Consider the following 12,882-nt stretch of genomic DNA (forward strand, 5'->3'; position numbering starts at 1 on the left):
TTCTAAACAACAAGGGGAACGAAGAATGAATAGAATGAAAACAGTAATAGCCACGTTGGTAGCCACTGCTTCAATATTGCCACAGGTGGCCACTGCGTATGCCGGAGACCTCAACATTCTTACCTGGGAAGGCTACGCGGCGGACACTTTCATTCCCAAGTTCGAGAAGGCATCCGGTTGCAAGGTGACCGCCTCCTATGTCGGTTCGAATGATGACTTCGCAGCAAAACTCGCAGCGGGCGGTGGAGTGTACGACATTATCACCCCGTCGCTCGATACCGTTCCGATGATGCAGAAGGCCGGCTTTGTTGATCCGATCGATACTTCGAAAGTCGAGGGGTACAACGGAGTCTATCCGGAATTTTCTAAAGCCAGCGCAGTCACCGCCGAAGGCGAGACATGGGCCGTACCGTTGATCTGGGGGTCCGTGTCGCTGATCTATCGTGCCGACAAGGTCGCTGGAACTCCAGATTCGATCAGCGTGCTGTTTGATTCGAAATACAAGGGCAAGATCTCGTTGTGGGACGATAAGTCGGCCCTTTACTGGACGGCACGATATCTCGGCTACAATGACATCTACGACCTTACGGATGAACAGCTTGAAGCAGTGAAGGCAAAGCTGATCGAACAGAAGCCGCTCATTCGCAAATACTGGGCCTCGGCCGGCGAACTCACCGAGTTGATGGCCAATGAGGAGGTCTACGTGTCGAACGCGTGGACAGGGCTCACCAGCAAGGACGTCAACGGCCTCAACAAGGGCTTCAAAGTGGTTGAGTTCACTCCAAAAGAAAAGTCGGAAGGCTGGATGGACTCGATGATGATCGCGAAGGGGTCTGCTAACACCGAGTGCGCCTACAAGTTCATCTCGTTCATGCAGTCGCCAGAGGGCCAGTGCGGGATTGCTCAGTCTACCGGTTACTTCCCCGTGAATCCGGAGGCCGTCTCGTCATGCATGGACGAAACGTTGAAGAAGGAGCGGCAGGTCGGCAACATCGGCTTCGTGAAAAGCCTGGTGATGTGGGAGCAGCCGAAGCGGCTCGACAAGTATCTCGAGGTCTGGAACGCTGTAAAGGCTGCTCCGTGATGGGCTGAGACGTCGAAAATTCCGCATGCTGAGAGGTCTTCCTCGGCATGCGGAATCCCACTCTATTCATCAATCGGAAAAACGCATGACTTCGCGACCAATCGTGACGCTGAACGGCGTGACCAAAACCTATGGCCATTTCACTGCCCTGCATGAGACCAACCTGGAATTGAACGAGGGCGAATTCGTCACTCTTCTGGGACCGTCCGGCTGCGGCAAGACCACGACACTGCGGCTGGTGGGTGGCTTCGAGCAGGCCAATTCTGGCACCGTTACCATAGCCGGCTCAGACGTTACCACCAGCCCGCCCTATCGCCGTCCCGTCAATACAGTGTTTCAGGACTACGCTCTGTTCCCGCACATGACGGTCGCGGAAAATGTCGGATACGGACTCTCCGTAAAATCGAACAATGTCCCCAGAGCGGAACGCGCGAACCGTGTCGAGCAGGCCCTCGCCCTCGTGGGCTTGGAGGCGTTCGGTTCGCGGCGTCCCGGTGCGCTCTCCGGCGGGCAGCGTCAACGCGTGGCGATGGCGCGAGCTATCGTTAGGCGCCCGAGAGTGCTTCTTCTGGACGAGCCGCTCTCCGCTCTTGACGTGAAGCTCCGCGAGTCCATGCAGGTCGAACTAAAACGGCTACATCGCGAGCTCGGGATAACATTCTTGATGGTGACCCATGATCAAGATGAGGCACTCGCTCTTTCTGATCGCATCGTCGTGATGCAACAAGGGCGTATCGTGCAGACGGGAGCGCCCACCGACCTGTACGATAATCCGAGAACGACCTACGTCGCGGACTTCATCGGCGCATCCAATCTGTTTCCCGCGACGCTCCAGTCACGATCGAAAGACACGGAAGCATTCACTCTTCAAAACGGCTTGATCTTAAAGCGAGAGCGCATCGCCGGCCAGGCGGATGTCGCCGCATGTCCGGGCACGCGCGTCCAACTCGGAATAAGGCCGGAACGGCTGCGGCTCGATCCGGTGGCCGGAGCAAATGAGATCGAAGCAAGAGTGGTCGACAGCCTTTTTCACGGCGACAGGGTGCGTCTCGAATTCACGCTCGTGGACGACACCAAGCCCTTCTTTGCCGACGTTCCTCGTGCTGCTGCACGATATTTCGCCTTGGAACCGGGATCCCCCGTCAAGCTTCACGTAGAGCCCCGCGATGTGATGTTCTTCCTGGAGGAAGCGCGATGAACATGGTGGTTCGCCGAAACTTCCGGTCATTCGCCGCACTGTTCGCCGGCCCGTTCGCCTGGGCTTTAATCTTTATGATCATACCCTACGCGATCATGATTTCCGTGAGTTTCTGGACGCGGCAGTTTCCGTTGTTCGTGCCTGACTTCCAATGGGGGAACTTCTCCCAGATCTTCAGCGACCCGCAATACGTGACTGTAATTCTCCGGACGTTGAAGATCGCCGCACTCGTCACGATCCTCTCGACGATGCTCGCCTACCCGCTTGCGTATTTCCTGGTTTTCACTGTTACTTCCGGCGCCTTGCGCAGTCTGCTCTACATGTCGGTGATCGTTCCGCTATGGGTTTCCTACCTGCTTCGAGCGTACACCTGGAAGATTATCCTCGGCACGAACGGCGCTGTGAACTCGCTCCTGATTTCCGTCGGACTTATCCGGGAGCCACTGTCTGCGTTCTTGTATAACCAGACCTCGATGGTCATCACGCTGGTCTACATTTTTATACCGTTCATGGTGATGCCGCTGTTTACGGTACTGGACAATATCCCGAAAGCTCTCGTTGAGGCGTCCGAAGACCTGGGTGTCGGGCCATTCCAAACATTCTGGCGGGTCATTTTCCCGCTTTCCATCGGGGGTCTCGCTGCCGGCGCGACTATGACTTTCTGCCTGTCGTTTGGCGATTTCGTCGCCCCAGTCCTGGTGGGAGGACCCGACGGAACCATGATCGCCAACCTGCTTCAGACACAATTCGGAGCGGCGCTGAATTGGCCTCTCGGATCTGCGCTCGCGACGCTTGTTCTTATCCTCGTGCTCGTCGTCCTCAGAATTTCCAGCAGGTTCGATCGCGTCGGCCAGCTCGACATGCGATAGGAGAGAAAACATGCGCACTCTTCAATGGTGGCAGCGCGGGCTGGCAGGCGTGAGCATTCTCGTTCTGGCGTTTCTTTATGTGCCGATCGCGATCCTCGTGATGTTCTCGTTCAATGATAGCGCAGTGACATCCTTTCCGCTCTCAGGCTTCACCTTGCGTTGGTATCAGGCGTTTCTTTCGAATGGACAGATGTTGGCCGCGCTAAAGAACAGTCTTCTAGTCGCGTTGTTCGCCACCGCAGTCAGCGTGACCGTCGGAGTGACGGCGGCATTGGCGATCGACAGGTATAACTTCCCAGGGCGGAAGCTTTTCCAGAACGTCATACTTTTGCCGCTCAGCCTACCAGGTATCGTAACCGGCATTGCGATGCTGAACTTCTACAAGCAGATCGGTATACCCCAGAGTCTCTTCGCTGTGGTCATTGGCCATTCCACGGCTCTGCTGGGAGTAGTGGTGTCGCAGGTACTCGCGCGACTTTCGAAGCTCAACAGCCGTATGCTTGAGGCTTCCTCCGACCTCGGAGCGGCGCCGCTCGAAACGTTCTGGCGCGTGACGCTGCCCAATATCAAAACGTCGGTCGTCGGCTCGGCACTTCTTTGCTTCACGCTGTCGTTCGACGAAATCCCGGTCACGTACTTCCTGACGGGCCGAGATGTGACGCTTCCCATCTACATCTATTCGACCCTTCGGCGGGGGATCACGCCTGAAATCAACGCGGTCGGCACGTTGATCGTAGCAGCTTCGTTCGTGACGGTGGTCGCCTCGGTGGTCCTTCTACGAGATCGAAAAATAAACAGTTAGCTAAAGGAGAACGGCTATGGACATGGCAACTTACACGACAGCCTTCTGGCACGAAAAGGTGAGGGCACTCAAGCTCCGGCCCTTGCACTTCATCGACGGATCCTACGTCCCGTCGCAGGATGGCAGAACATTCCCCACCATCAACCCCGCGACCGGCGGTACCATCGCCGACATCGCGAGAGGCGGTCAGGTAGAGGTCGACAACGCTGTCAGAGTGGCGCGCAAGGCGTTCAAGCATGGCGTCTGGTCGCGCATGGACCCAAGGAACCGTATGGCAGTGCTGGAGAAATTCTCTGCGCTAGTCGAGCAGCATGCGGAGGAGTTTGCGGTGCTGGACAGCATCGACATGGGTAAGCCCGTGATGGACATGTTGAATATCGACATTCCCGGCTCGGTAATGGCGTTGAAGTTCTTCGCGGAGACCGTCGATAAGATCGAAGGCACGGTGACCGCGACTGCCAGCAGTGCATTGCACTACATTCTCCGCCAACCTCTCGGCGTGGTCGGTATCATCGTCCCATGGAACTATCCATTGATGATGGCGGCATGGAAGCTCGGCCCGGCGCTTGCCACCGGAAATTCTGTCGTTCTCAAACCGGCGGAGCAGTCACCACTTTCGGCAAATCTGCTCGCGGAACTGTTCATGGAGGCCGGCGGCCCCGCGGGGGTATTCAACGTGGTGCATGGCCTCGGCGAAGAAGTCGGGAAGGCGCTCGCGCTTCACAACGACATCGATAAGATAGGGTTCACAGGTTCGACCGAAGTCGGCAAGCTTCTGATGATCTACGCCGGCCAGTCGAACATGAAGCGGGTAAGCACCGAGTGCGGTGGCAAAACGCCTCAGATCATTCTTGGCGACTTCGATGATCTCGATACAGCCGTCACTTACGCGGTGAACGGAATCTACGGCAATCAGGGCGAGGTATGTAACGCTGGCTCCCGCATCTTGGTGGAAAAGAACATCCACGATGATTTCGTTGAACGGTTCACAGCCAAGACGCGCGAGAATTTCGTACTCGGCGACCCGCTCGATCCCTCGACCACGATTGGCCCGCTCGTTACCTCGTCTCATCAAGCGCGGGTGTTGAACTACATCGACATTGGTAAGAAGGAGGGCGCCGTGCTGAAATTCGGCGGCGGCACACCGTCGTCACTTTCAGCGGGTGCTTACGTCGAGCCAACGCTGTTCACCAGTGTGAACAACTCGATGCAGATCGCGCGTGAGGAGATTTTCGGACCCGTCGCGACCATCATTCCGGTCAGTGGCGCGGAAGAAGCTGTCGAAATCGCGAATGACTCGATCTATGGGCTCGCTGCCTCGATATGGACGCGTGATGTCGGGAAAGCTCATCGGTTCGCACGCGACGTCGAAGCTGGCGTCGTCTGGGTCAACTGCTTCGACCACGGCGACATGACCTCGATCTGGGGCGGGTTCAAGCAGACGGGCAACGGTCGCGACAAGTGCCTGGAGGCACTTACGCAGTATAGTCAGACCAAGTCCGTGTGGCTGAGCATCGACTAATGCTTCGAGAGCCAGACGGACTCTACCTCCTTCTGGCTCCTTCTTTTCATCGAAAATTGGAGACACGGCATGACCGCCTCTATGGAACTAAAAACGCGCCAGAACTCGGCCGTCGCAACCGGCGTCGGCACACGCAACATCTTCGTCGAGAAAGCGCAGAACGCCGAGCTTTGGGACGTCGATGGCAACAGGTTCATTGATTTCGCAGCTGGTATCGCGGTGAACAATACGGGTCATAGGCATCCTGTCGTGATGCAGGCGGTCACCGATCAGGCGCTGAAGTTTACCCATACATGTTTCCATGTTGCGCCCTATGAAGGATATGTGCGTCTTGCGGAACATCTGAACGCGATCGCTCCGACGGGTGTTGAAAACCGGACCATGCTGGTGACGACTGGCGCAGAGGCCGTGGAAAATGCCGTCAAGATCGCCCGTGCCTTCACGGGGCGCTCTGGAATTGTCGCATTCTCAGGCGCGTTTCATGGCCGCACGATGCTTGGGATGGCGCTCACCGGCAAGGTCGTTCCGTACAAGAAGAACTTCGGACCTTTTCCCCCCGAAATATATCATGCGCCATTCCCTAACGCTTACGTTGGCATCTCGGTCGAAGAAGCACTCTCGGGTTTGGAGCGCCTCTTTGCTGCCGACGTGGATCCTGAGAGGGTGGCCGCCTTCATTATCGAGCCGGTCCAGGGAGAAGGCGGCTTCAACATCGCCCCGACCGAATTCCTTGTGAAACTGCGCGAACTTGCCGATCGCCACGGCATACTTCTGATCGCTGACGAGGTGCAGGCCGGCATGGCCCGAACGGGCAAGATGTTCGGTATCGAGCACTCCGGCGTAAAGCCTGATCTCGTCACGTTGGCCAAGGGGCTAGCCGGCGGCTTTCCGTTGTCGGCGGTGACTGGAAGAGCCGACGTAATGAATGCCGCCCATCCCGGTGGTCTGGGTGGAACCTACGCCGGCAATCCCCTTGCCGTAGCCGCAGCAAATGCCGTGCTTGACGTAATCAATAATGAGGCGCTTCGCGAACGCGCGGTTGAAATAGGGCGTCGAGCTATGACGCGGCTTCGTTCTGTGGCGGAGCGACAGGGAATGGAGCGCATTGGTGACGTCCGAGGTTTGGGAGCAATGATCGCTTTCGAACTCGTGGACGACCGGGAGACAAAGGCCGCGTCGCCATCGTTGACAAGCCGAATTGTCGCTGAAGCGGAGCGTCGTGGTCTTATCCTTCTGTCCTGCGGCACGCGCCAGAACGTCATCCGCCTGCTTCCCCCGCTGACAATCGAGTACGAGATACTCGAAGAGGGTCTCGACATCATCGAAGAGTCGATCGAGGCAGCAATCGCGTCGGAAGCGGCTTCGGTCGCATAGTCGGATGAAGCACTCTCCGTCCATCCGTCGCGGACCCTGCCTGCGGCGGGTGGACACTCACTTGGGCGACTTGTTGAAAGCCTCGACGCGGTCGAACAACCAAGACCTAAATCTGCCCACAGAGGAGTCGTTGGCCTTCTCGATGGGGCACACGAAATAGTAGGACACCGGACTGTCTACGGGCAAGTCGAGGGCCTTCACCAATCGGCCGCTTTCGAGCTCGCTGGCGATAAGGAATGATGGCATCAACGCCACGCCCAAGCCAGCACGGCATGCTTGGGAAACGTTGATAAACTGCTCGAACCGCATGCCTTCGCGATATCGCTCCGTTATACCAAAATGTGAAAACCACAGCCTCCACGCCTGAGGCCGCGAGGCCATTTCCAGGAGCGGGATCCGCAGGAGTGCGGAGGGGCCGTCGAATGGATTTCGCTGCAGGAATTCCGGGCTGCATACGGGCACAACAGTTTCCTTCAGGAGAAGCTGACAGTCGCATCCCGGCCAATCTGGTCGGCCCACATGTATCGCGGCATCGAGCTCCTCCTTTCCGAAGTCGAACTGCCCGATACGAGTGGAGAAGTTGATCGTGACATCGGGATGCCGTTCGACGAAATCAGGGATGCGCGGCAGGAGCCACCTTGTTCCAAACGTAGGCGGAATCGCGAGTTTTAGGGTGCTAGCGGTGCCCTGAGCCATAGCTTCCAACGAAATCAATCGGATCTTCTCGATGACCTCGGCGACGCCCTTCGCATATTGCTCACCCTTCTGGCTGAGGTTGACGCCCTTGTTGTTACGAACGACGAGTATAGTTCCCAGTTGCTCTTCTAGAGAAGCGATCTGTCTGCTTATCGCGCCAGGGGTGAGGTCAAGCGCGGCGGCGGCGGCCGACAGGCTCCCCAGACGGGCGACGCAATCGAAGGCCGTGAGTGCAGCGGTGGAGGGGATAAGGCGGCGCTGAAAAGTGCTCATCTGTTTTGCATATTACTCAAAGCAGCTTGAGTAAATATGGTTTGTGCGTCGGCGAAGGATAGGGGAGGCTCGGAGCCACAAACCGGGAGCTGAAATGAGTACGCAAGCGCACTTCCAATGGGACGATCCACTTCTTTTCGATGATCAGTTGTCCGAAGAAGAACGGATGATCCGCGACACCGCCAAATCGTTCGCGGACAGCGAACTCCGTCCCATCGTTGACGAAGCTTATCTGCATGAACACACGGATCCCGCGCTGTTTCGGAAGATGGGAGAGACTGGCCTTCTTGGCGTCACTTTGCCGGAAAAATATGGCGCCGCCGAAGCGAACTATGTGTCGTACGGACTCGTCGCGCGGGAAATCGAACGGGTGGATTCCGGATTTAGGTCTATGATGAGCGTGCAGTCTTCGCTCGTGATCTATCCAATCTACACTTACGGCTCAGACGAACAGCGCCAGAAATACCTGCCGGGGCTCGTGTCGGGCGAATTGATCGGATGCTTCGGGCTAACGGAACCCGATGCAGGCTCAGACCCCGGCGGAATGAAAACCAGGGCGGAAAGGATTGATGGCGGATACCGCCTTCGCGGTTCGAAAACCTGGATCTCGAACTCCCCAATAGCCGACATATTCGTAGTGTGGGCCAAGTCCCAGGCCCATGACAACGAGATTCGCGGCTTCATCCTGGAAAAAGGTATGAAGGGCCTCTCGGCGCCCAAAATCGGCGGCAAGCTGTCGCTTCGCGCCTCCATCACGGGCGAGATCGTTCTGGACGGCGTCGAAGTTACGGAAGAGGCGTTGCTACCCAACGTTTCGGGCCTGAAAGGCCCCTTTGGATGCCTTAACCGCGCGAGATATGGCATCTCGTGGGGAGTCTTGGGCGCCGCGGAAGAATGCTGGACGCGGTCTCGCCAATACGGCTTGGACCGACTGCAGTTTGGTCGCCCACTCGCGGCCACGCAGCTTTTCCAGAAGAAGCTCGCAGACATGCAGACGGAGATCGCCCTGGGCCTCCAAGCCTCTCTTCGCGTCGGTAGGCTGATGGACGAAGGCAGGTTCGCGCCCGAAATGGTCTCGCTGGTCAAGCGCAACAACTGCGGAAAGGCGTTGGATATCGCGCGTACGGCGCGCGACATGCATGGAGGCAACGGCATTCAGATTGAGTACCAGGTAATGCGCCATGCACAGAACCTCGAGACGGTCAACACTTACGAGGGCACTCACGACGTCCATGCACTCATACTCGGCCGTGCCCAGACCGGGCTGCAGGCCTTCTTCTGAGGAAACAAGAATGTCCTCTCCACTAGAAGGGCTGCGTGTTCTGGAACTCGCCCGAATCCTTGCAGGACCGTGGGCAGGGCAGACGCTTGCCGATCTCGGCGCCACCGTGATCAAGGTCGAGGCGCCGGAAGGCGACGATACCCGTCGATGGGGACCTCCGTTTATTGGCACTGAGGCCGAACGAGCTGCGGCCTACTTTCATTCCTGCAATCGCGGAAAAATGAGCGTAGTTGCAGATTTCCAATCGCCATCGGATCTGCAACGGGTGAAGGAACTGATCGCCCAGGCTGATATAGTGATTGAGAACTTCAAGGTGGGCGGTCTGCAGAAGTTCGGGCTCGACTATGAGACCGTCAGCCGAGAAAACCCTCGCCTGATCTATTGCTCAATTACCGGGTTTGGCCAGACTGGACCCTATGCCCACCGTGCGGGGTACGATTTTATCGTGCAAGGTATGGCGGGAGTGATGCATCTGACTGGTGAACCAGATGGCCAGCCCCAAAAAATGGGGGTCGCGTTTGCCGATATTTTTACTGGTCTCTATTCGGTAATCGCCATTCAATCTGCGTTACTGATGCGAAACCAGACGGGCAGGGGCCAGCACATCGACATGGCGTTGTTCGATAGCACCGTCGGAGTACTGGCAAATCAAGGGATGAACTTTCTGGCCACGGGTGTCTCACCGGTGCGGCTTGGTAATGCCCATCCGAATATTGCGCCCTACCAAGTCTTCCCGGTCTCCGACGGATACGTCATAGTTGCTTGTGGTAATGACGCTCAATTTGCTCGCCTAGCTTCAACGCTGGACGTGCCGTTCCTTGCCGGTGATCCGCGCTTCGTCAACAATGCCGAAAGAGTGAGAAATCGCCAGGAGCTCACCCAAATTCTGGAAGATAGAACGAGGACGATGACGCGAGACGAATTGTTGTCAGTGCTCGAAACCGTCGGGGTGCCGGCTGGGCCGATCAATGCACTAAACGACGTGTTCGCTGATCCGCAGGTTCGCCACCGTGAAATGGTGCTCGGGAACGATGGCGTCCCAGGATTGAGGACTCCGATTGTCTTTTCCGGTGCAGAGCTTTCGCTCACCCGACGTTCGCCTCGGCTCGGAGAGCACAACAAACTTGTTTCGTTCGAATGGCCCTCCGACGAATGACATTCTGGTTCCGTCCCTCTCCATCGCTGGTGCGACTGCCGTCAGATCGCGCCCGTTCCATCACCGTACGATCGATCATAGGACAGGTTCGCACGGCGGAGGCGAATGGCCATCATGCTGGTCGCCTTCCTTTCGACGATCTGGAACCGCTCTTGCCCCTGGCATAACGCCCTATCAAGGAGGTCGCATGATGGAAGAACAGACCCGTACGGTGGACATCATCCCCGTCGACAGTATCAACCTTCTCAATGTCGACAGTATCAACCTTCTCAATCCTCGGGTGCGCAGCAAGAACTCTTTTCGCGAGCTTGTTGACAGTGTTGAGACGGTCGGGTTGCAGCGGCCGGCGGGCGCGCTCAACATCGTCTCGAACGCGCCAGGCGAAGCTTCGGCAATCGTCGAGACACTGATCGCCCATCCGTCAAGGATCGGAGGTCGGAACCGCTGAAACCAATGGCTCCGCCGAAGCTCTTGGAATCGCCGGTGCGAGAAAGAAGTTCCATAATTCCTGTTATGCCGCTTTTTGATAAGTATCTGAAATAAAACGATAATAATACCTGACGCGAAGCGCAATCGAAGCGGAACTTATGCAGTGCCCAGTGTCATTACATTCTCTTTCGTGAAGTTGATCTGGCAGCCCGGCGCACCGATTGGCACGCCGGGCACTGAGTGCTCTGAGACCTCATCGAACGTTTCCGCTGAACATCCCTCCTGCGAAGACGGGAGCTCTCATGTCCGTCGTGAACAGCAAGAGGTCCGTATTCTGTTGCGCGCTTATCTGGAGAGTTCGTTCGTCAAGAAGGAGACTCTCGCCGCTGACAAGTTCGACACCATCTAAGACCACACGTCCGGCAAAAACGTAGAGCAGCCTGGCCGCTCCCTCGACGGGTTCCACGGGAAGCGAGGAAAGTTGGGCCTCCTTCAGACGCATGTCATGCACCCAGGCCGAAGTACGGAACTCCAACGGGGCCTCGCCATCCGGGCCGGCAATCATGCGCCATCGGTTGACACTGAGAGGCTCGCCGAAATCATGGAACTGAACCTTCGGCTCGAGGCCTGGAGACCGCGGACGCATGAAGATCTGGAGCGCCTCTATGTTCTCCTCGCCCAGCATGAGTTCCTCATGTTGGAAAGTGTGGCCCGCGTTCATCAGCATCAGGCGCTGGTTAGTGACGATCTCCTGATGACCGGCGGTGTCCCGATGCAGCATCGTTCCTTGGCGGACGTAGGTAAGGATTTCATCATCGCGATGGGGGTGCATCGGGATGAATCCGCCCGGCTCGATTTTGGCCTGGTCGATTCTTCCAATCGCGCCAATTCCGCTGTCGTCGCCGTCCAGCGGAAGGCCGGGATAGAGAACCTCAATCCCGAACTCCCCGCTCCTGTGCCCGCGCTTGACCGATCGGTCTAGCTTGACGTGAAACATTACGCGGCCGCCGTTCCAGAGGGATAGTCGGTGTAGCCTCGGGCATCCCCTCCGAAGAATGTGTTTCGGTCAGCCGTATTCATGACTGCGCCGCTCTTGAGCCGCTCCGCGAAGTCGGGATTGGCAAGCGCATGCTGGCCATAGGACTCGAGATCTGCCAGTCCGATCTCGACATCGGAGCCAACCTCGTCGAGAGGACGTCCGGGGCGATTGACGATAAGGGCCTGGTGCCAAAGCCGCCGGATGTCCGAGAGCAATTGCTCGTTGCCCAGATGCATGATGTGGACATAGGCGAGCTTAAGCCTGTTCAACTCCGCGATCAGGTAGCGGTAGAGAGCGGGACCGTCTGCACCTTCATCCAGGCCGCCGAGAGTGGCACCGGGAGACAGCCTGATGCCGGTCCGCTCCGGCCCGATTTCCGCTGCGATCGCTTGAGCGATTTCGATGGCAAAGCGCGCCCGGTTTTCGATGCTACCGCCGTACTGGTCGGCACGATGATTGGCGTTCGGTGCGAAGAACTGCTGTATCAGGTAGCCGTTTGCACCGTGGATTTCGACGCCGTCTGCACCTGCGGCGACCGCATGCCGGGCGGCGTTGCGGAAGTCGGCGATCGTCTGCCGGATGTCTTCTGCCGTCATTTCGCGCGGCTCGGGAACGGGCTGCATTCCCGTCATGGTGAAGATCTGGTCCTTCGGCGCGATCGCCGATGGTGCGAGCGCCTGTCGGTGATGCGGCGTGTTGTCCGGGTGCGACGTGCGCCCGACATGCATCAGTTGGATGAAGAGATGCGATCCTTCTGCATGCACGGCGGAAGTGATCTTGCGCCAGCCCTCGACATGCGCATCGTTGTAGATGCCAGGGGTCATGGTGTAGCCCTGCCCATCGTCGGAAGGCTGCGTGCCCTCGCTGATGAGAAGTCCGAGGCCGGCACGCTGAGCGTAGTATTCGGCTGCCAGTGGTCCGGGTGTTCCGTCATACTGGGCACGGCTGCGTGTCATCGGAGCGAGTACGAGCCTGTTCTTGAGGTCGATCGTTCCTACCCGAGTCGGGGACCAGATATCGGTCATGTAGTGCTCCATCTAACTATCGGCCGCACCACAGTTGGGCGGCATGGTTTCGCTTGAAGACGAGGAGATCTCCTGTCGTCTTGCCACCAAGTTAGGGATTTCGTTTTTGGGATAATAGCTATCAAATTGGAAA

12 protein-coding genes are annotated in these 12,882 nt (G+C 57.5%); 9 read left to right on the plus strand and 3 right to left on the minus strand.

Going from position 1 to position 12,882, the window contains the following annotated elements:
• Positions 1-34 precede the first annotated feature (34 nt).
• The 6 genes from AS026_RS33665 (at position 35) to gabT (ending at position 6,849) form a co-directional block, all read left to right on the plus strand.
• On the plus strand, positions 35-1,084 hold the full coding sequence (locus AS026_RS33665; protein WP_100248228.1) for an ABC transporter substrate-binding protein: 1,050 nt from the start codon (positions 35-37) through the stop codon (positions 1,082-1,084).
• 85 nt (positions 1,085-1,169) lie between these two features.
• Complete coding sequence (locus AS026_RS33670) at positions 1,170-2,282, plus strand: ABC transporter ATP-binding protein (protein ID WP_062374963.1); 1,113 nt, start codon at positions 1,170-1,172, stop codon at positions 2,280-2,282.
• Positions 2,279-3,151 (plus strand): ABC transporter permease, encoded by an 873-nt coding sequence (locus AS026_RS33675; RefSeq protein ID WP_062374966.1) that lies wholly within the window; start codon positions 2,279-2,281, stop codon positions 3,149-3,151. Before AS026_RS33670 ends, AS026_RS33675 begins: the two co-directional genes overlap by 4 nt.
• Positions 3,152-3,161: 10 nt before the next feature.
• Positions 3,162-3,953 carry an ABC transporter permease gene (locus AS026_RS33680; RefSeq protein ID WP_062374968.1) on the plus strand — a complete coding sequence of 264 codons (792 nt, stop codon included), beginning with the start codon at positions 3,162-3,164 and terminating at the stop codon, positions 3,951-3,953.
• Between the two features lie 16 nt (positions 3,954-3,969).
• On the plus strand, positions 3,970-5,475 hold the full coding sequence (locus tag AS026_RS33685; RefSeq protein ID WP_082728654.1) for an aldehyde dehydrogenase: 1,506 nt from the start codon (positions 3,970-3,972) through the stop codon (positions 5,473-5,475).
• A 69-nt stretch (positions 5,476-5,544) separates the two neighbouring features.
• On the plus strand, positions 5,545-6,849 hold the full coding sequence (gabT, locus tag AS026_RS33690; RefSeq protein WP_062374971.1) for a 4-aminobutyrate--2-oxoglutarate transaminase: 1,305 nt from the start codon (positions 5,545-5,547) through the stop codon (positions 6,847-6,849).
• Positions 6,850-6,906: 57 nt separating this feature from the next.
• Here the strand turns inward: gabT and AS026_RS33695 are convergent, their stop codons facing one another.
• The gene (locus AS026_RS33695) at positions 6,907-7,818 is read right to left on the minus strand and encodes a LysR substrate-binding domain-containing protein (RefSeq protein WP_062374974.1); all 912 of its coding nucleotides are present in this window, start codon (positions 7,816-7,818) and stop codon (positions 6,907-6,909) included.
• Between the two features lie 94 nt (positions 7,819-7,912).
• Between AS026_RS33695 and AS026_RS33700 the strand changes: the two genes are divergently transcribed.
• The 3 genes from AS026_RS33700 (at position 7,913) to AS026_RS33710 (ending at position 10,704) form a co-directional block, all read left to right on the plus strand.
• Positions 7,913-9,100: an acyl-CoA dehydrogenase gene (locus AS026_RS33700; protein WP_062374977.1), complete on the plus strand. Its 1,188-nt coding sequence runs from the start codon at positions 7,913-7,915 to the stop codon at positions 9,098-9,100.
• A 10-nt stretch (positions 9,101-9,110) separates the two neighbouring features.
• Entirely contained in the window at positions 9,111-10,256 is a 1,146-nt protein-coding gene (locus tag AS026_RS33705; RefSeq protein WP_062374979.1) for a CaiB/BaiF CoA transferase family protein, read from the plus strand.
• A gap of 190 nt (positions 10,257-10,446) precedes the next feature.
• A complete protein-coding gene (locus AS026_RS33710) occupies positions 10,447-10,704 on the plus strand; it encodes a ParB N-terminal domain-containing protein (RefSeq protein ID WP_131815371.1) in 258 nt (85 codons plus the stop codon).
• A 234-nt stretch (positions 10,705-10,938) separates the two neighbouring features.
• On the opposite strand, the gene AS026_RS33715 is transcribed toward AS026_RS33710, so the two are convergent.
• Both AS026_RS33715 and AS026_RS33720 read right to left on the minus strand, forming a co-directional pair.
• Positions 10,939-11,682, minus strand: a complete 744-nt coding sequence (locus AS026_RS33715; protein WP_062374984.1) for a pirin family protein — start codon at positions 11,680-11,682, stop codon at positions 10,939-10,941.
• Positions 11,682-12,761, minus strand: a complete 1,080-nt coding sequence (locus tag AS026_RS33720; protein WP_205634503.1) for an alkene reductase — start codon at positions 12,759-12,761, stop codon at positions 11,682-11,684. Before AS026_RS33720 ends, AS026_RS33715 begins: the two co-directional genes overlap by 1 nt.
• Between the last annotated feature and the right edge of the window lie 121 nt (positions 12,762-12,882).

The organism is Rhizobium altiplani (assembly GCF_001542405.1).
Lineage (GTDB): Bacteria > Pseudomonadota > Alphaproteobacteria > Rhizobiales > Rhizobiaceae > Rhizobium > Rhizobium altiplani.